Annotated in this window: 19 protein-coding genes; 13 read left to right on the top strand and 6 right to left on the bottom strand. The window is 70.4% G+C overall.

Annotated features, from left to right (window positions below; all coding sequences use genetic code 11):
• The first annotated feature begins 297 nt into the window (after positions 1-297).
• Both ABTW72_RS01775 and ABTW72_RS01770 read left to right on the top strand, forming a co-directional pair.
• On the top strand, positions 298-1,008 hold the full coding sequence (locus ABTW72_RS01775) for a ThuA domain-containing protein (RefSeq protein ID WP_350852909.1): 711 nt from the start codon (positions 298-300) through the stop codon (positions 1,006-1,008).
• A complete protein-coding gene (locus ABTW72_RS01770) occupies positions 978-2,096 on the top strand; it encodes a Gfo/Idh/MocA family protein (RefSeq protein ID WP_350852906.1) in 1,119 nt (372 codons plus the stop codon). Before ABTW72_RS01775 ends, ABTW72_RS01770 begins: the two co-directional genes overlap by 31 nt.
• Before the next feature lie 27 nt (positions 2,097-2,123).
• Here ABTW72_RS01770 and ABTW72_RS01765 read toward each other — a convergent pair whose 3' ends face one another.
• A complete protein-coding gene (locus tag ABTW72_RS01765; RefSeq protein WP_350852903.1) occupies positions 2,124-3,623 on the bottom strand; it encodes an FAD-dependent monooxygenase in 1,500 nt (499 codons plus the stop codon).
• 123 nt (positions 3,624-3,746) lie between these two features.
• Entirely contained in the window at positions 3,747-4,367 is a 621-nt protein-coding gene (locus ABTW72_RS01760) for a TetR/AcrR family transcriptional regulator (protein ID WP_350852900.1), read from the bottom strand.
• A 122-nt stretch (positions 4,368-4,489) separates the two neighbouring features.
• Here ABTW72_RS01760 and ABTW72_RS01755 point away from each other — a divergent pair, with 122 nt between their 5' ends.
• The 11 genes from ABTW72_RS01755 to ABTW72_RS01705 all read left to right on the top strand — a co-directional run bounded on the left by ABTW72_RS01755 (position 4,490) and on the right by ABTW72_RS01705 (position 13,579).
• Positions 4,490-4,849 carry a DNA polymerase ligase N-terminal domain-containing protein gene (locus ABTW72_RS01755; RefSeq protein WP_350852898.1) on the top strand — a complete coding sequence of 120 codons (360 nt, stop codon included), beginning with the start codon at positions 4,490-4,492 and terminating at the stop codon, positions 4,847-4,849.
• 58 nt (positions 4,850-4,907) lie between these two features.
• Positions 4,908-5,642: a VOC family protein gene (locus ABTW72_RS01750; protein ID WP_350852895.1), complete on the top strand. Its 735-nt coding sequence runs from the start codon at positions 4,908-4,910 to the stop codon at positions 5,640-5,642.
• Between the two features lie 150 nt (positions 5,643-5,792).
• Positions 5,793-6,398, top strand: coding sequence for a TraR/DksA family transcriptional regulator (locus tag ABTW72_RS32690; protein WP_502892135.1), 606 nt, complete (start codon positions 5,793-5,795; stop codon positions 6,396-6,398).
• A 152-nt stretch (positions 6,399-6,550) separates the two neighbouring features.
• A complete protein-coding gene (locus tag ABTW72_RS01740) occupies positions 6,551-7,594 on the top strand; it encodes an aromatic ring-hydroxylating dioxygenase subunit alpha (protein ID WP_350852893.1) in 1,044 nt (347 codons plus the stop codon).
• Positions 7,591-7,809, top strand: coding sequence for a hypothetical protein (locus ABTW72_RS01735; RefSeq protein WP_350852890.1), 219 nt, complete (start codon positions 7,591-7,593; stop codon positions 7,807-7,809). Before ABTW72_RS01740 ends, ABTW72_RS01735 begins: the two co-directional genes overlap by 4 nt.
• Positions 7,806-8,759, top strand: a complete 954-nt coding sequence (locus ABTW72_RS01730; protein WP_350852887.1) for a PDR/VanB family oxidoreductase — start codon at positions 7,806-7,808, stop codon at positions 8,757-8,759. The genes ABTW72_RS01735 and ABTW72_RS01730 overlap by 4 nt, the downstream gene beginning before the upstream one ends.
• Positions 8,760-8,789: 30 nt before the next feature.
• A complete protein-coding gene (locus tag ABTW72_RS01725) occupies positions 8,790-9,551 on the top strand; it encodes an IclR family transcriptional regulator (RefSeq protein WP_124860947.1) in 762 nt (253 codons plus the stop codon).
• Between the two features lie 112 nt (positions 9,552-9,663).
• Positions 9,664-10,590, top strand: a complete 927-nt coding sequence (locus ABTW72_RS01720; protein ID WP_350852884.1) for an SDR family oxidoreductase — start codon at positions 9,664-9,666, stop codon at positions 10,588-10,590.
• Positions 10,591-10,642: 52 nt separating this feature from the next.
• A complete protein-coding gene (locus ABTW72_RS01715) occupies positions 10,643-11,524 on the top strand; it encodes an amidohydrolase family protein (protein ID WP_350852881.1) in 882 nt (293 codons plus the stop codon).
• A gap of 16 nt (positions 11,525-11,540) precedes the next feature.
• Positions 11,541-11,993 carry a MaoC family dehydratase gene (locus ABTW72_RS01710; RefSeq protein ID WP_350852879.1) on the top strand — a complete coding sequence of 151 codons (453 nt, stop codon included), beginning with the start codon at positions 11,541-11,543 and terminating at the stop codon, positions 11,991-11,993.
• A 59-nt stretch (positions 11,994-12,052) separates the two neighbouring features.
• On the top strand, positions 12,053-13,579 hold the full coding sequence (locus ABTW72_RS01705) for an acyl-CoA synthetase (RefSeq protein ID WP_350852876.1): 1,527 nt from the start codon (positions 12,053-12,055) through the stop codon (positions 13,577-13,579).
• Here ABTW72_RS01705 and ABTW72_RS01700 read toward each other — a convergent pair.
• The 4 genes from ABTW72_RS01700 to ABTW72_RS01685 are packed head-to-tail and all read right to left on the bottom strand — an operon-like array spanning position 13,503 to position 16,856.
• Complete coding sequence (locus ABTW72_RS01700; RefSeq protein ID WP_350852873.1) at positions 13,503-14,390, bottom strand: PaaX family transcriptional regulator; 888 nt, start codon at positions 14,388-14,390, stop codon at positions 13,503-13,505. The two genes, ABTW72_RS01705 and ABTW72_RS01700, sit on opposite strands and share 77 nt — an antisense overlap.
• Before the next feature lie 39 nt (positions 14,391-14,429).
• On the bottom strand, positions 14,430-15,242 hold the full coding sequence (locus ABTW72_RS01695; RefSeq protein ID WP_350852870.1) for an ABC transporter ATP-binding protein: 813 nt from the start codon (positions 15,240-15,242) through the stop codon (positions 14,430-14,432).
• The gene (locus tag ABTW72_RS01690) at positions 15,235-16,059 is read right to left on the bottom strand and encodes an ABC transporter permease (RefSeq protein ID WP_350852867.1); all 825 of its coding nucleotides are present in this window, start codon (positions 16,057-16,059) and stop codon (positions 15,235-15,237) included. Before ABTW72_RS01690 ends, ABTW72_RS01695 begins: the two co-directional genes overlap by 8 nt.
• A complete protein-coding gene (locus tag ABTW72_RS01685) occupies positions 16,056-16,856 on the bottom strand; it encodes an ABC transporter permease (RefSeq protein ID WP_350852864.1) in 801 nt (266 codons plus the stop codon). The genes ABTW72_RS01690 and ABTW72_RS01685 overlap by 4 nt, the downstream gene beginning before the upstream one ends.
• Positions 16,857-16,892: the final 36 nt, after the last annotated feature.

The following is a 16,892-nucleotide window of genomic DNA, read 5'->3' as shown; positions in this document are numbered from 1 at the left end:
TCAGCACCTCGGCGGCCGGGGCTCGGTCCAGAGCCCTCGCCAGTGGGGTAACCGCCGTAGCGGCTGATCCGCGATGGGCGCTTGTCAGCGCAACCCCCTGATCAACAGGGTCGTCAGCTCAAGTTGGTCGTGCGGCGAATGCCGACCGGGCACAGTGGAATCCAGAGGCCGGCGTACGTCGGCTTTGTCGGCGACCACGGGTACGGTTTCGGTGCTCGACAGGTACGGACATCGGCGGCACGTCGTCGGGGCGGGAGCGGCCAGCCCGGTGGCGACGGACCGTGGGAGGGAGCGACGGTGGCGCAGCGGAGAGCATTGGTGGTTCGGGGCGGTTGGGAGGGACACCAGCCGGTCAAGGCGACGGAGTTGTTCCTCCCCTTCCTCGAACGTAGCGGCTATGCCGTACGGGTCGAGGAGTCGACGGAGATCTACGCCGACGCTGCCGAGATGGCCGAGACCGACCTCGTCGTGCAGTGCATGACGATGTCGCAGATCACCGCGGACCAGGTGGCGGGCCTCAGCGCGGCGGTCATCGCCGGGACGGGCTTCACCGGCTGGCACGGCGGCATCGTGGACTCGTTCCGCGCGTCATCGGAATACCTGCATCTGGTGGGCGGCCAGTTCGCGACCCATCCGGGCTTGGAGCCGTGTGAACGTCACGGCGGCCCGGAGGACAACTTCCTGCCACACACGGTGCGCGTCACCGACCTTGGGCGGGAGCACCCGATCACTGCGGGCATCGAGGACTTCGACCTGGTCACCGAACAGTACTGGGTGCTGCACGATGACCTGATCGACGTGCTGGCCGTGACCACCCACCCGACACAGGCGTGGCATCCGTGGCATCGACCCGTCACCTCACCGGCGATCTGGACCCGGCAGTGGGGTGCCGGGCGCATCGTCGTGACGACCCCGGGGCACAGCCTCGACGTGCTGGAGCACCCGGATGTCCGTACCGTGATCGAGAGGGGGATGGTGTGGGCGACCCGCACCGCGTCGGCGTCGTAGGTCTCGGGGTCATCTCCGGGGCTTACCTGGACACACTCGCGGACCACCCTGAGGTCGACATCGTCGCGGTGGCCGACCTCGACGCCTCCCGGTCGGCCGAGGTCGCGGCCACGATTCCCGGAGCCGAGGCGATGAGCGTGGAGCGCCTGCTCGCCCGCCCGGACGTGCAGACGGTGCTCAACCTCACCATCCCCGCGGCGCACGCCGACATCTCGCTGGCCACGATCGACGCCGGCAAGAACGTGTATGTGGAGAAGCCGCTCGCCGTGACGTTTTCGGACGGCCGCTCGATCATCGATCGGGCCGCGTCGGCCGGTGTCCGCGTCGGGTGCGCGCCGGACACCGTCCTGGGTACGGGTACGCAGACGGCGCGGGCGGCGATCGACGGCGGGCTCATCGGCCGCCCGCTGTCCGCGTCGGCCGTCATGGTCACTCCCGGGCACGAACGTTGGCATCCCAACCCCGACTTCTACTACGCCCCGGGCGGCGGCCCGATGCTGGACATGGGGCCGTACTACATTTCGGCGCTCATCCACCTGCTCGGGCCGGTCCGCGCGGTGACCGGAGCCGCCAGCCGCCTACGTGCCGAGCGCGTCATCGGCTCGGGCCCCCGTACCGGCCAGCGGATCCCGGTGGGTGTGGACACCCACCTCACCGGCGTACTCGAGCACGCCAACGGTGCGCTCTCCACCATCACGACCAGCTTCGACGGCGTCAGGACGACGGCCGCGCCGATCGAGGTGCACGGGGAGACCGGCACGCTCGCCGTACCCGACCCGAACTACTTCGACGGTGAGGTCCGCCTCTTCGCGCTCGGCGGCACCGAATGGCGCGCTCTCGAACCGCAGGCTGGTTACGCCAAGGCTTCCCGGGGCATCGGTCTGATCGACCTTGTCGGGGCCGACGATCAGCGTCTCCCGCGCGCCGACGGTGACGTCGCACTGCACGTACTCGAAACGATGACCAGCCTGCTCCGGTCCGCGGCGGCAGGCCAGCGGATCGAGCTGACGACGACGGCACAACGACCCGCACCGGTTCCGCTCACCCCGATCGAGGTGTGGAAGGCGTACGACGCAGAGACGCGCTGAAGACGGCAGCCCGGATTGGGCTCGCGGTCATCGTGGAGGGCCGAAGTGGTGGGCGAGCGAGGCGCGCAGCGTGGCGGCGTCCCCGGCGGACCAGGCGATGAAGCAGTCGGGGCGTACGAGCAACGCGGTCGCTGTCGTGCCCTCCAGTGAGCCGGTGACCACGTCGACCCGGTCTCGCCATTCCGTGGCGATCCCGGCGTAGGCACCGGTGGAGTCCAGCAGTAGCGGCCGGGCGGTGCGGGTCAGCTCGGCGAGGCGTGTCGCGCCGTGGTCGGTGTGCACGACCACGTCGGGCGCGCAGCGGCCGGCCAGAGGGTCGGCGGGATCGGCGGGGTAGCGGATGTCCGCACCGGACATCAGCGCCGCGATGTGCCCGGTCACCTCCGGCTTGCGGAGCAGTTCGGCGAAGAGTTCCCGCAAGCCACTGATCTCGTCGCCGGGGCCGATGAGCGCCGACTGCGCCTGGGTGGACATGACGACCCGTTCGGCGACGGGGCGACGCTCACTTTCGTAGGTGTCGAGCAGGCCCTTCGGTGCCCAGCCGCGCACTGTGGCGGCGAGCTTCCAACCCAGGTTGACCGCGTCCTGGAGGCCCAGGTTGAGGCCGGGGCCGCCCATCGCGGGGTGCACGTGCGCGGCGTCGCCAACCAGCAGCACCCGGTCGGCGCGGTAGCGGGCCGCGATGCGGGTGTTGCGGCCGGTCAACCGCCGCAGCAGGCCGGGGCCGTCAGGTGCGCCGAGGGGGATGTCGGCACCGAGCACCCGGGCGACACTGGCGCGGAGTTCCGCCAGGCTCATCGGGGTCTCGTCGTTCGTTGGCGGGTCGGGCCACTCCGTCGTGCTCAGGATCGCCGGGCGGCCGGGGAACGGGGCCCAGGCGATCAGGCCACGCGCTGTGCGGGTGTGCTGGAACGGCGGGACGACACCGTAGCCGGGGACGCGCAGGCCGCCCGTCTCAGGGTCGAGGGACGACGCGGGCACGGTCACCGTGGCGGTGCGGGAGATCGACCGGTCGTTGGTGACACCGGGGAAGTTGATACCGGCGAGGCGGCGCACCGCGCTGCGGCCGCCGTCGGCACCAACGACGAAACGACTGGTGAGCTGCGTACCGTCGGCGAGGTGGACCTCGACCGCGTCGGGGCGTTGGCGGAGGTCGACGACCTCGTGGCCGCGGCGCAGGTCGACTCCGAGCTCGGCGGCTCGGACGGCGAGACCGGCCTCGAGCTGGGCTTGCGGCACTCCGAGGATGTAGTGCGGGTTCTCCGCGAGCATCGTGAGATCCAGCGGGAACGCGCCGAAGGTGAAGGCCGGTTGAGGGGTCGGCGGGGTGCTCTCACCGCTGAGCCGCGCGTAGAGGCCGCGTCGGTCGAGCAGGCGGACGACCTGTCCTACGAGGCCGTTGGCGCGAGGCTCGCCGGTGGGCGCGGCGTGGCGTTCGAGGACGACCGGGTGCACGCCGGCGAGGGCCAGTTCGCAGGCGAGCATGAGGCCGTTGGGGCCGGCTCCGACGATGACAACTTCGATCATGATCGTGATCCCTTCGGGGTGCGCGTCATCGCCACGGCAGGCGCGGCACGTGGCCGGCCCGCCGCGGGAGTGTGATGCGGCTCGAGACGTGGGTGAGGTGGTGCCCGGCGTGAGGGTGGAGCTTCAGCGGGGTGGGGCCGGGAGGCCGGCGGCGACCTGGGTGAAGGCGTCGGTGATGAGGCGTTCGATCGGGGCGGGCGGGTCGGCGCTGTCGAGATAGTGCTGCATGGCGACGACGACGGCGGCGCTGGCGGCGGCAGCGACGAGCCTCGGATACATGTCGGTGGCGAGGTCGGTGCCGGTGCGTTCGGCGACCGCGGCGGCAAGCTCGGCCTCGGCGAGGGCGGTGGCGCGCAGCCGCTCGCCCTGTAGCGCGGGCTCGGCGAGCATGGTGCGCACGCCGGCGACCCACCGGGCGTGGTCGGGGGAGGGCATCGCCTCGACCTCGGGGCCGCGCGTGAACTGATCCAGCGCGGCCTGGGCGAGCGCCACCCAGAGCGGCTCGTCGGCGGGACGTTCGCGCAGCGCGGCAGCGGTGCGCAGGCTGCGGTCGAGGTGGCGGGAGGCGATCGCCTCGGCCTTGCTGGAGAAGTAGTTGTTGAACGTACGCGGGGAGACGCCGGCAGCCTCGGCGATGTCCTCGACGCGGACGTTGTCGTAGCCACGCTCCGCGGTGAGGTGGATCGCTGCCCAACCGAGCGCCGCCCGCGTCTCGGCCTTCTTGCGCTCCCGCAGTCCCGTCATGCCCACCACGCTAGCATTAATTGCGTGACGCGCAAATATGCGTGTCACGCAAGAAGGTCGGCGGCCGCGTGAGGTGATCGCGTCGACAGGCGGGAGGGCCGGCCTGCGCCGACAATGGTGGAGTGGCACCCGCCTTCGTCCTGCACCACCACCGCAAACCACGACCGCACTTCGACCTGCGGCTGGAAGAAGACGGTGTGCTGCGCTCGTGGGCGGTGCCTCGCGGTCTGCCGGACAGCCCCAGCGACAACCGGCTCGCGATCGCCGTGCCCGACCACGACCTCGCTCACCTCACCTACGAGGACGTCGACAAGTCGATCGCCGACATCGGTACCTGGGAGGAGCATGATCGCACCGACCGCCGGATACTGTTCACGTTGCATGGTCGCACCGGTCGCCGGCGATACGCGCTCATCCGCACCGGCGATGGATGGCTGCTGCACCTGACGAAGGAGCAGCCCCCGGACGAGCGCGGACGGTAGTGCGGTAGGCGGCGATGACGGTCAGCGAGACGTCGACGCAGGCCCTAGCATCGCCGGCATGGCGACACGGCTTGTTCAGATCAACATGAAGGCTCGGGACGACTCCGCGCTGGGCGGTTTCTGGGCGCAGGCGCTCGGTTGGGAGATCTCCAGCGAGGGACCCGGCGTGACCAACCTCGAACCCGAGGGCTTCGTCTACCCCGACCCCGTCGCTGTCTGCATCGACCTCATCGTCTCCTCGGAGCCCAAGACGGCGAAGAACCGGGTGCACGTGGACCTCGCCACCACCTCGGCGGCCCACCAGGCGCAGGTGGTCGCCCGCCTGAAGGATCTCGGCGCAACGGCCGCCGACGTGGGCCAGGCTGACGTGCCATGGGCGGTCATGGCCGACCCGGAGGGCAACGAGTTCTGCGTGCTGGATCCGCGACCGCTCTACCAGGACACCGGGCCGATAGCCGCCGTGGTGGTCGACTGCGCGGATCCGCGCGCCATGGCCCGGTTCTGGAGCGAGGCCACGGACTGGACCCTGCACGAGGTGACCGACCAGGGTGCGAGACTGCGCTCCGCCAAGGGTGTCGGCCCCTATCTGGAGTTCGTCCGTACCCCTGACGTGAAGAGCGGGTGGAACCGCGTCCACCTCGACGTCCGCCCGTACCCCGGTGACGACCCGGAGGCCGAGGCGGCCCGGCTGCGCAGTCTCGGCGCGACCTCTGTCGACCTGGGGCAGGACGTCCCGTGGCGGGTGCTCGCCGACCCGGAGGGCAACGAGTTCTGCCTCCTCACCCCGGGCTGACCAACCGGCGACACCGTGCCGACGCAGAACCGGACGGCGCCGACCGATTCGGGCAACGGCCCTAGTGCGGGGAAAAGTGGCAGTTCGTGGCCGGAACGAGGTCCCACCGCGAACGTTGGCATTAGGGCAACGCCACTCTATGGTGGGGGCATGCCGCCGGTGACCTTCCGCTCGCCCGCCGCCACCGACGTGGCGGTGGGCGGTGCTGTGCGCGTGCCGACGGCGACCCGCCCCAAGGCCGACATGCGGGTGCCGGTTGTCCGCGCGCCGCGCACCGCGCCGACGCGCACAATGTCGAGCCCGATGCGAACCGGCCGAGGCCCACCTGCGGAGTCGTTGCATACCCAGAACGACCGCCAGGGCGAAGCTATCCAGCTTCGGCCCTTTTTGTTTTTCCCAACCGTTCCCCTTGAAAGGCAGATCATGAGCGTCGATCATCGTCCTACTCTCGACCAGAGTTGGCTGGCTGACCTACGAGCGTCCCTGGCGGACGACTTCGCCACCCAGACGGCTCGGCTGCGGGAACTGACCGAGCTCAACGCGGACACCGGCGACCCCGGCGAGGCCCACAACCAGGCCGCGCTGCTGCTGGCCACCCGCCAGAACATCGAGCAGATCACCGGTGCGCTGAACCGGATCAGCGACGGCACCTACGGTGCCTGCCAGAGGTGCGGCCGGAGCATCCCGGCCGAGCGGCTCGAAATTCTCCCGCACGCCCGCTTCTGCGTGCCGTGCCAGGAGAAGCAGAACAGGTGACGCCCGGGTGTGGCTGCCGTGCCGCCGGTACGGCAGCCACACACGTGCGAGAGCCCGGCCTTTCATTCAGTGAAAGCTCCGGTTCCCCAGCGGGGACACCGCGCGGGACGATCCGGCTCCATCGACGTCCGTCGGCATGGAGGTCCGGTCGCATGGCATTCGCGCGTAACCAGTGGTATGTGGCCGCCTACGTCAGTGAGGTGGGGCGAAATCTGCTCGCCCGGACGGTGCTCGGTGAGCCGCTGGTGCTGTACCGCACCGGTGCCGGGCAGGCGGTGGCGCTCGCCGATCGGTGCGTACACCGGCGCTTTCCGCTGTCGGAGAGCCGGCTCGACGGCGACACGATCGTCTGCGGCTACCACGGCTTCACCTACGATCCGACCGGCGCCTGCGTCTTCGTACCCGGTCAACAGCGCATCCCGCGCACCGCGAGGGTGCTCTCGTTCCCGGTGGTCGAACAGGACTCCTTCGTCTGGGTCTGGATCGGCGACCTGGACCGGGCCGACCCGGCTGCGATTCCCCGCGCACCGTGGCTGGCCGACCCGCGCTACGCGGTGGTGCGGGGCATGGCGCCACTGAACGCACGGTACGGCCTGCTGGTCGACAACCTCCTGGACCTGTCCCACGAGACCTATCTGCACGGCGGTTACATCGGCACGCCGGAGGTGGCGAACACCCCGATCACCACCGAAGTGGACGAGGACCGAGGGATCGTCCACGTCAGTCGGCACATGGACGACGCCGAGTGCCCCCCGTTCTACGCGCGCTCCACCGGCATCCAGGGGCGGATCACCCGGTGGCAGGACATCGAGTACCACCCGCCCTGCCTCTACCTGCTGCACAGCCGGATCGCGCCGCAGGGTGTCTACCCGCCCGCGGAGGGCGAGGACCGCGAAGCGTTCCACGCCGAGATCGTGTACGCCATCACCCCGTCGACGGAGCACACCACCTACGACTTCTGGGCGGTGGCGCGCGACTTCGCGATCGACGACGAGTCGGTCAGCGAGTACCTGCACCGCAGCAACCACACGGTCGTCATGCAGGACGTGACCGCGCTCAACATCCTGGAGCAGGTGATCGCGACCGAGCCGGACAGGTATCAGGAGCTGAGCATCAACATCGACACCGGTGGCCTGGCCGCCCGGCGGCTGCTGGCCCGGATGGTCGGGTCGGGGACGGTGGGAGCGGCGCGATGAGGTCCCGGGCAGGCTCCCTCACCGGGGACCGGGTCTACCGGATCCACTGGGTGCCGGGCACCGACACCCTGCGCGGAATCTGCCACTGCGGGGCCGAGCGCCGCACCGAGGAGCCGGACGAGTTGTGGGAGTGGCTGCTCGACCACCCGCACGGCCATCAGGGTGCGGCCGCGCAGCTGCCCGGACCGGCGAGGCGGCTGGCGATGCGCGAGTGACGGTGGACGTGCTGACCAGTGTCGAGCTGATGGTCGCCGGACGCGATCAGGTGGCGGCCGAGGTGATGGCGATAAGCCTCTGTCGCGCGGACGGCGGTGACCTGCCCGAGTGGACGCCGGGCGCGCACATCGACCTGGAGTTGGGCGCCGGGCTGGCCCGTCAGTACTCCCTCTGCGGTGACCCGGCGGAGCGGTCCGTTCTGCGGATCGCGGTGCAGCGCGAACCAGACGGGCGCGGAGGCTCCCGGCTGGCGCACGAGCGGCTCACCGTCGGCGCGACCGTCCGGGTGAGCGGACCGCGCAACACCTTCCCGCTGGTCGCGGCACGCCGCTACCTCTTCATTGCCGGCGGCATCGGTATCACCCCCATCGCACCGATGGTCGCCGCGGTCGACGCCGCGGGCGCCGACTGGCGGCTGGTGTACGGCGGACGCAGCCGCGCCACCATGGCCTTCGCCACCACCCTGCGGGCGAAGTACGGCGACCGGGTGAGCCTGCACCCGCAGGACGAGACCGGGTTGCTCGACCTGGTCGGGTTGCTGGGCCGGCCCGGCACCGGGCTCGTCTACTGCTGCGGCCCGGAACCACTGATCACCGCGGTCGAGAAGCACTGCCGCGGCTGGCCACCCGGCTGCCTGCACGTCGAGCGTTTCACCGCCCGGGGCGACAGCGGCGCGCCGGAGACGACGATCGAGGTCGAACTCGCGCTCTCCCGGCGGACGGTGACAGTGCCGCCGGGCACGCCGATCCTGCGAGCGGTGGAGGAGGCCGGGGTCCAGGTCCTCTCGTCCTGCCGGGAGGGCACCTGCGGCACCTGCGAGACGCCGGTGCTCGCCGGTCTGCCGGAGCATCGCGACAGCCTGCTCACCGCCGAGGAGCGGGCCGCCGGGGACACCATGATGATCTGTGTCTCCCGGGCCCGTACGCCCCGACTCGTGCTGGAGCTGTGAGCTCCCGGAGTGGGCGGGGATGATGACGGGGTGCGCGCAGAACCGGGACGGTCGGTGACGAGCAAGGTGCTGGCGTTGCTCGACGCGTTCAGCCCGGCCACCCCGGCGTTGACCCTGAGCGAGTTGGCGCGTCGCACCGGGATGCCGTTGCCCACCGTGTACCGGCGGGCCGCGGAGCTGGTCGCGTGGGGGGCGCTGGAGCGCGGCGACGACGGGCGGTACCGGATCGGTCTGCGGCTGTGGGAGGTGGGCTCGCTCGCCCCCAGGGGCCTGGGGCTGCGGGAGCTGGCCCTGCCGGTGATGGAGGACCTGTACGAGGTGACCCACGAGAACGTCCAGCTCGCCGTCCGGCAGGATCTCGAACTCGTCTTCATCGAACGGATCGCCGGGCGACACGCGGTGCCCGTGCTCACCCGGGTGGGGGGTCGCTTTGCGCTGCACGCAACCGGCGTCGGGCTGGTCCTGCTCGCGCACGCGCCCGCCGAGGTTCAGGAGCAGGTGCTGGCCGCGCCGCTGGAGCGGTACACCGAACTGACCATCACCGACCCGAAGCGGCTGCGTCGCTGCCTCGCCGAGGTACGCCGGGCCGGGTACGCGGTCAGCGACCGCCAGGTCACGATGGACGCCCTCTCGGTGGCCGCGCCGATCCGCGTACCGGAGGGTGTGGTGGCGGCGATCTCGCTGGTGGTCGCCCACGACCGGGCGGACCCGGTGGCGTTGGCGCCGCTGGTCCAGGCCGCCGGTCGGGTGGTCTCCCGGGCGCTGAACAACTCCACCCGCCCTGCGGTCTGATGTAGACAGATTGCAAATCGTTGACGCCCGGTCAAATTCTGCATTACGTTGCCGGTGCGCGTGTTACTCCCCACCTTCGTGCGCAGATCGCCATCGACGACAGGGAGCACTCATGTCACTGGACGGCAAAGTCGCCATCGTCACCGGCGCCGGGCGGGGTCTCGGCCTCGCCTACGCGCAGGAGTTGGCGCGGCGGGGCGCCTCGGTCGTGGTCAACGACGTTGACGCCGAGGCCACCGCCGACGCCGTGGCGACGATCGAGACGTCCGGCGGTCGGGCCGTCGCGGTGGTCGCACCGGTCGGCCCGACCGAGACCGCGAAGGAGCTCGTCAGCGCGGCGGTCGAGCACTTCCGACGGCTGGACATCCTCGTCACCAACGCCGGCGTGCTGCGCGACACGGTGCTGTGGAAGATGAGCGACGACGACTTCGACACCGTCATCAACGTGCACCTGCGTGGCACGTTCACCACAGTGCGCGAGGCGGTGCAGCAGATGCGGCAGGCCGGCGAGGGCGGGCGGATCATCTGCGTCGGGTCACCCACCGGGCAGCGGGGCAACTTCGGCCAGACCAACTACGCGGCGGCCAAGGCGGGCATTGTCGGCATGGTCCGGACCTGGGCGTTGGAGCTGAAGCGGGCCGGCATCACCGCCAACACCGTCGTGCCGGTCGCCGCGACCGCGATGACCGCCACCGTTCCCTACTTCGCGGCGGCGGTGCGGGCCGAGGTGAACGGCGAGCCGATACCCGCGTTCTTCCGACACGAGCTGGGATTCGGCACGGCGGACGACGTGGCCGGGCTGGTCGCGTTCCTCGGCTCCGACGCGGCGGCCTCGGTGACCGGGCAGGTGATCGGTGTCGGCGGGGACCGCCTGCAGATCTGGACCCACCCAGAGGCGGCGTTGACCGCGCACCGCGAGGGCGGCTGGACGTACGACGCGCTGGTGGAGGCCTGGCCGACGACGTTCGCCGGTGCCGCGCAGAGTGTCGGCGAACGGTTCCCGAAACTCCCCGAGGAGTTCGAGCCCGCTCCGTCCTGACCGGCCCGAGCAGACCTGCCCGCACCGACCCCGCCGGACGAAGGTTGGCCCCATGTACCAGCCCGCGATCGACCTCGACGACGTCACGGCGATCGACGTGCACGTGCACATCGAGGTCGACGACCACGGTCACACCTCACTGCCCGAACCGCTCGTGGCAGCGGCGTCGGCGTACTTCAAGACGGACGGCCCCCGACCCGCGGTCGAGGCGGTGGCGCGGTACTACCGCGAGCGGCACATGGCGGCGGTCGTCTTCACAGTGGACGCGCGTACTCAACTGAGGCACCAGCCACTGTCGAGCGTCGAGATCGCCCGCGCGGCGGCCGAGCACGCCGACGTGCTCATTCCGTTCGGGTCGGTCGATCCGCGCACCGGGGGAGCGGCCCTCGAACTCGCCGACCAGTTGATCCGGGAGGAGGGCGTTCGCGGCTTCAAGTTCCACCCCACGGTGCAGGGCTTCGACCCCAGCCACGACGAGTACGCGCCGCTGTGGGGCCTGCTGGAGCGGGCCGGCGTCCCGGCGCTCTTCCACACCGGGCAGACCGGCATCGGTGCGGGTACGCCGGGCGGCTACGGCCTTCGCCTCGGCCGGTCCAACCCGATCCTGCTCGACCCGATCGCGGCCGACTTCCCCGACCTCCAGATCATCATGGCCCACCCGTCGGTGCCCTGGCAGGACGAGGCGTTGTCGGTGGCCACGCACAAGCACAACACCTGGATCGACCTGTCGGGCTGGAGCCCGAAGTACTTCCCGGCCGAGCTGGTGCGCTACGCGAACTCGCTGCTGAAGCGACGGGTGCTCTTCGGCACCGACTACCCGATGCTCACCCCGGACCGGTGGCTTCGCGACGTGCAGGCGACCGACCTCAAGCCGGACGTGCTCCCGGGCATCCTGAAGGACAACGCGGCCCGACTGCTGGGCCTCGCCCGGTGACGACGAGAGGAATCGCATGACGACGACCATCACCTACGACCGGCTCGGCGACCTCGCCGGCACCGATCTCGGCCACACCGGGTACCGAACTGTCACCCAGGACCAGGTGGACCTGTTCGCGGACGCCACGGACGACCACCAGTGGATCCACGTCGACCCGGAACGGGCGAAGACCGGCCCGTTCGGCGCGCCGATCGCGCACGGCTTCCTCACCCTCTCCCTGGCGGTTCCGTTCTGGACCGAACTGCTCGAAGTCAAGGGCGTGACCACGAAGGTGAACTACGGCCTCGACAAGGTGCGCTTCCCCGCGCCGGTCGTGGTCGGGGCGCGGGTGCGCATGCGGGCCACCGTCGTCGAGGTCGTCGAGGTGCACGGCGGCTACCAGATCGCTGTCGACCAGACGATCGAGATCGAGGGCGGGACCAAGCCGGCGGTCGTCGCGCGAGGGCTGTACCGCTTCTACGCCTGAGCCCGGGGGCATCCGTCGAGCCGGGCGAGCACACCACCTCCACCCCCGGGAGAATGATGATGCAGCAGCACGGAATCGGCGCCTGGGTGGCCAAGCGCCGGCTCAAGTCCCCGGACCAGGTCGCGATCATCCACGGCGACCGGCCGCCCATGACGTACCGGCAGTTCGCCGACGCCGCGGACCGGATCTCGGCGGTGCTGCGGGAGCGGGGCGTCGGCAAGGGTGACTGCGTCGCCTACCTGGGCGAGAACAGCCCCGAACTCCTCCAGGTGATGTTCGGGGCGGCGCAGGTCGGGGCCGTCTTCGTGCCGGTCAACACCCGGCTCGCCGCACCCGAGATCGCGTACGTCCTCGCCGACTGTGGTGCGCGGGTGCTGTTCCACGACCCGGACTTCGCGGTGCTGGTGGCCTCCGCCGCGTCGACCGCCCGGACCCCGCACGTCATCGTCAACGGTGCGGGCACCGCGCACCGGCCCGGGCTGGCCCAGCTGGCACGGACCGCCGTCACCCCGTTCACCGACCATGCCGACACCGCCCACGAGGACCCGGCGGCGATCGTCTACACCTCGGGCACGACCGGCCGGGCCAAGGGCGCCGTGCTGACCCACGGCAACCTCACCTGGGTGGCGCTCAACTGTGTGGTCGACTACGACGTCGTCTCCACCGACGTCGCGCTCATGATCTCGCCGCTGTTCCACGTCGCCTCGCTGGGGATGGGCGCCCTGCCCGTCATCCTCAAGGGCGCCACGATGGTCATCGAGCAGGGCTTCGAGCCGGGTCGCGCGCTCGCGCAGATCGAGCGGCACGGGGTCACCATGCTCAGCGGCGTGCCGACCACCTACCAGCTGATGGCCGACCATCCCGCCTGGGCGTCGACCGACCTGTCCACGCTGACGAAGCTCACCTGCGGAGGTTCGGCGGTGCCGGCCCGCATCCTCAACGCGTACGAGGCCCGGGGCCTGTCGTTCTCGCAGGGTTACGGCATGACCGAGGCCGCGCCCGGCGTCACCGCGTTGCCGCCGACGATGACCCGCGTCAAGCAGGGCAGTGTCGGTGTTTCGCACTTCTTCACCGATGTGCGGATCACCGATGCGGCCGGTGCCGTGGTGCCCATCGGTACCGTCGGTGAGATCGAGGTGGCCGGGCCCAACGTCTTCCCCGGCTACCACGGCCTCCCGGAGGCGACCGCCGAGGCGTTCACGGCCGACGGGTGGTTCCGCTCCGGCGACCTCGGCCACCTGGACGCCGACGGCTACCTCTACATCTCCGGCCGACTCAAGGACATGATCATATCGGGGGGCGAGAACATCTACCCGCTCGAACTCGAGCAGCTGCTCACCGAGGTCGACGGGGTGACCTCGGCGGCGGTCATCGGCGTACCGGACGAGCGTTGGGGGGAGGTGCCGTGGGCGATCGTGACCGTACGGGAGGGGGCGTCCGTGGACACCGCCACCGTCCGCGCGTGCCTGGACGGCAGGATCGCGCGCTACAAGCTCCCGAAGAACGTGGTCATCGTGGATGAGCTGCCACGGACGGCGTCGGGGAAGGTGCGGAAGGCCGATCTGAGGAGCCGATTCGGCGCCTAGCCGCGGGCCGGGCCGCGATGAGTTCGGCGAACTCCGTGGCGGACGCCTCGGCCAGCTTCTCGTGCGTCCGACGGTAGGTCTCCACCGATCTCGCGGCGGGCCACTCGGCGTCCATGAACTCGGCCGGCAGCCTCGGGTCGGCCCGCAGCAGCGCGAGCCAGTCCGCCACGAGCATCGTCCGTACGGTGAGGGCGCTCGGTGCCATCGTCGTCGCGGAAGGGTCGTCCCACACGTCGATGAAGGCCAGGTGCGCGCGCCGGATCGCCTCGACGTCCCACGCCGCGCGTACGCTCTCGCCGATCGGGAACCCGGCGAGCTCGCGGGCGTGGAAGGCGACCACCGTGTTGGGCGCGAGGTCCTGCCGCAGCGGCTCCAACGACCCGGCGAGGTCGACCTCGCCGGGCGCGAGCCAGAGCCCGTCCCGGATCGGCGCGAAGCCCTCCCAGGTGAGGGTTGAGCGCAGCCGGTGCCGCAGCATCCGCTGGCCCTCCGGGATCGAGAAGGTGACCAGGGTCCACCCGTTGCCCTGTGGGTCGAACGGCCGTGGTCCGCGAACGCGGTACGTCGCCTCGCGCAACACCGCGACGCCGTGCTCGGTCAGCGAGAACAGCGTCTCCCGGCCGCTCCTGCTGCGGGCGAGGATGCCGCTGTGCACGAGACGGTCGAGGGTCGCGCGGGTGGCCGGCGCGGCGACGTCGGCACCCTCCAGGACGTTGATCAGGACGCTCGCCCGGATGGGACCCGTGGCGCCGTCGACGACGTGCTCGCCGAAGAAGGCGAGCAACAACTGCTTCGGCTGACGACTACCCACAGCCCTTCCCTTCGGCGCACTCGTTGGCCTGGCCGCCGATCACCGCGCGGATCGCGGGGCCACAGCCTGCCCGCGCTTGGCCCGCTGGATCTGGTCGTAGACGTGCGTCCGCAATACCGTGAAACGGGGCAGAGCGCGGGTCGTGATCTGATCGCGCTCCGGCGGCAGGTCGATCGCGAGGTCCTCCTGGACCCAGGTCGGCGACGTGGACAATACTAGAACCCGCTGACCGAGATACACCGACTCGTCGATGTCGTGGGTGACGAAGACAACCGAGATGGTGCGGCTGGCATGCAGCTCGCGGACCAGGTCCTCCAGGTCGGCCCGGGTCTGCGCGTCCACGGCCGCGAACGGTTCGTCCATGATCAGGACGTCGGGCTGGTAGGCGATCGCCCGCGCGATCGCCACGCGCTGTTGCATCCCCCCGGAGAGCTGCCACGGGTGGCTTCGCTCGGCGTGCGCGAGGCCCACCGCCCCAAGAGCGTCGACGACCAGCCTGTTCCGGGCGGCGCGGGTGAGCTTCTTGTGCCGCAGTGGAAGCTCGACGTTTCCGCGCACCGTCAGCCAGGGGTAGAGGCTGCGACCGTACTCCTGGAACACGACGGCCATGGCCGGGCTGGGCCCGGTCACCGGCGAACCGTCCATCTCGACCACGCCGCTGGTGGGCCGCAGCAGGCCGGCTAGGCACTTCAGCAGGGTGGTCTTGCCGCAACCGGACGGCCCGACGATGCAGACGAGCTCACCGGCGTCCATCGTGAAGCTGATGTCCCCGATCGCTTCGACACTGCCTGTCGTGGTCTCGTAGACCTTGCGCAGGTGCTCCACCCGCAGCAGGGTGCGTCGATCAGGCACGGTGGACCTCCCTGATTCCGTGGTACCAGCGCAGGACGCGCCGTTCGACGAGACCGAAAACTACGGCGAGGAAGACGCCGACGAGACCGAGAAGGAGGATGCCGCTCCACATCTCGGCGATCAGGTAGTTGCGCTGGAAGTAGGCGATCCGGTAGCCGAGGCCGGAGGAGGAGGCGAACATCTCGGAGATGACCATCAGGATCAGCGCGACCGAGAGGGCCTGCCGAACGCCGGCCATGATCCGTGGGCTGGCGGCCGGGAGTACGAGGAACCAGAGCCGCTGCCACCAGGAGACCTGGAACGACTCCGCGGTCTCCTTCATGATGCTGTCCGTCCCCCGGACACCCTCGATCGTGTTCAACAGGATCGGCCAGACCGCGCCGGAGATGATCACGACCACCTTCGTGGTGTCCGTGATTCCGAGCAGGAGCATCACCACCGGAATCAGCACCGGTGGCGGGATGGCCCGGAGGAACTCCAGCAGTGGTTCGAGGAGTTCCCGCAACCAGTGAGTCAGGCCGATGACGGTGCCGGCGGCGATGCCGAGCACTATCGACGTGGCGACACCGAGGCCCAGGCGGGCGAGGCTCGGCAGCACGTCCTCGACGAACGCCGGACCGACCCAGGTCTCCCGGAAGGCCTCGGCGATCGTCAACGGGTCGGGAAAGAACCGGCTCGTCGCCCTCGTCGCCACCAGCCCCCAGACCACCAGCAGCAGCGTCGGCAGCGCCAGCGGGTAGAGGAGGCTCGCCGCGATCCGGGATCCGACCGTCCGGCTGCGTGCTGTGGTGGCGATCCGTCCGGTGTACGCGGTCACAGCGGCTCCTCTCCTCGTACGGACTGGTGCCAGGACAGCACCCGACGCTCGATGAATCGGAAGACGATGTTCACCGTGAGCCCGAGCAGGCCGGTGACCACGACCAGGGCGTACAGGCCGGCGGCGTCTCCGGCGGACCGGGACAGCTCGATCATGCGCCCGAGGCCGGGGTTGCCGATCACCATCTCCGCGGTGATGGCGAGGATGAGAGCGACCGCCGCAGCGAGCCGCAGGCCCGTCATGAGGTACGGCAGGGTGGTCGGCAGGACGAGGTGCGACAGCTGCTCCCGCCGGGTCAGACCGAAACTGCGGGCGGTGTCGCGGGCCACCGCGTCGACGTCGGCGACGCCGTAGATCACCTGCACGAACACCTGCCAGAACGACGCGTAGATGATGATGACGAGGGCGGCCTGCCGCTGGATGCCGAACATCAGCACGGCGAGCGGGATGAGGGCGACCGACGGGATCGGCCGTAGGAACTCGACCATCGTGTGGGTCGCGCGCCGCAGGAAGGGCACCAACCCGACGACCGTGCCGAGGACGACGGCGGCGACCGTCGCCACCGTCAGGCCGATCGCCCAGGACGTCATGGTGCTGCCCAGCCGCCGCCAGAACGCGAGGTCGACGAGTTGCTCGAACAGCCGCCCCAGCACGTCCGTCACGTACGGCAGATACAGCGGGTTGATCAGGCCCAGCGTCGGGATCAGCTGCCAGACGACGAGGAAGCCGGTCAGGCCGACGACGCCCAGCATCGCTTTGCGTAAGGCACGCAGGCGTCGGGTGGGAAACACGCGCATGTCACTCCCGTCGTCAGGCGGGCGGCGAGACCTCCC

This window comes from Micromonospora sp. NPDC127501, assembly GCF_040302185.1.
GTDB lineage: Bacteria > Actinomycetota > Actinomycetes > Mycobacteriales > Micromonosporaceae > Micromonospora.
This window is presented reverse-complemented; position numbering and strand designations above follow the sequence as displayed.

Excerpts from the sequence above, each read along its gene's own strand:
- ABTW72_RS01765 (WP_350852903.1), bottom strand. The coding sequence starts at position 3,623 with ATGATCGAAGTTGTCATCGTCGGAGCCGGCCCCAACGGCCTCATGCTC.
- ABTW72_RS01760 (WP_350852900.1), bottom strand. The coding sequence starts at position 4,367 with ATGACGGGACTGCGGGAGCGCAAGAAGGCCGAGACGCGGGCGGCGCTC.
- ABTW72_RS01750 (WP_350852895.1), top strand. The coding sequence starts at position 4,908 with ATGGCGACACGGCTTGTTCAGATCAACATGAAGGCTCGGGACGACTCC.
- ABTW72_RS32690 (WP_502892135.1), top strand. The coding sequence starts at position 5,793 with ATGCCGCCGGTGACCTTCCGCTCGCCCGCCGCCACCGACGTGGCGGTG.
- ABTW72_RS01740 (WP_350852893.1), top strand. The coding sequence starts at position 6,551 with ATGGCATTCGCGCGTAACCAGTGGTATGTGGCCGCCTACGTCAGTGAG.
- ABTW72_RS01735 (WP_350852890.1), top strand. The coding sequence starts at position 7,591 with ATGAGGTCCCGGGCAGGCTCCCTCACCGGGGACCGGGTCTACCGGATC.
- ABTW72_RS01720 (WP_350852884.1), top strand. The coding sequence starts at position 9,664 with ATGTCACTGGACGGCAAAGTCGCCATCGTCACCGGCGCCGGGCGGGGT.
- ABTW72_RS01715 (WP_350852881.1), top strand. The coding sequence starts at position 10,643 with ATGTACCAGCCCGCGATCGACCTCGACGACGTCACGGCGATCGACGTG.
- ABTW72_RS01710 (WP_350852879.1), top strand. The coding sequence starts at position 11,541 with ATGACGACGACCATCACCTACGACCGGCTCGGCGACCTCGCCGGCACC.
- ABTW72_RS01705 (WP_350852876.1), top strand. The coding sequence starts at position 12,053 with ATGCAGCAGCACGGAATCGGCGCCTGGGTGGCCAAGCGCCGGCTCAAG.
- ABTW72_RS01685 (WP_350852864.1), bottom strand. The coding sequence starts at position 16,856 with ATGCGCGTGTTTCCCACCCGACGCCTGCGTGCCTTACGCAAAGCGATG.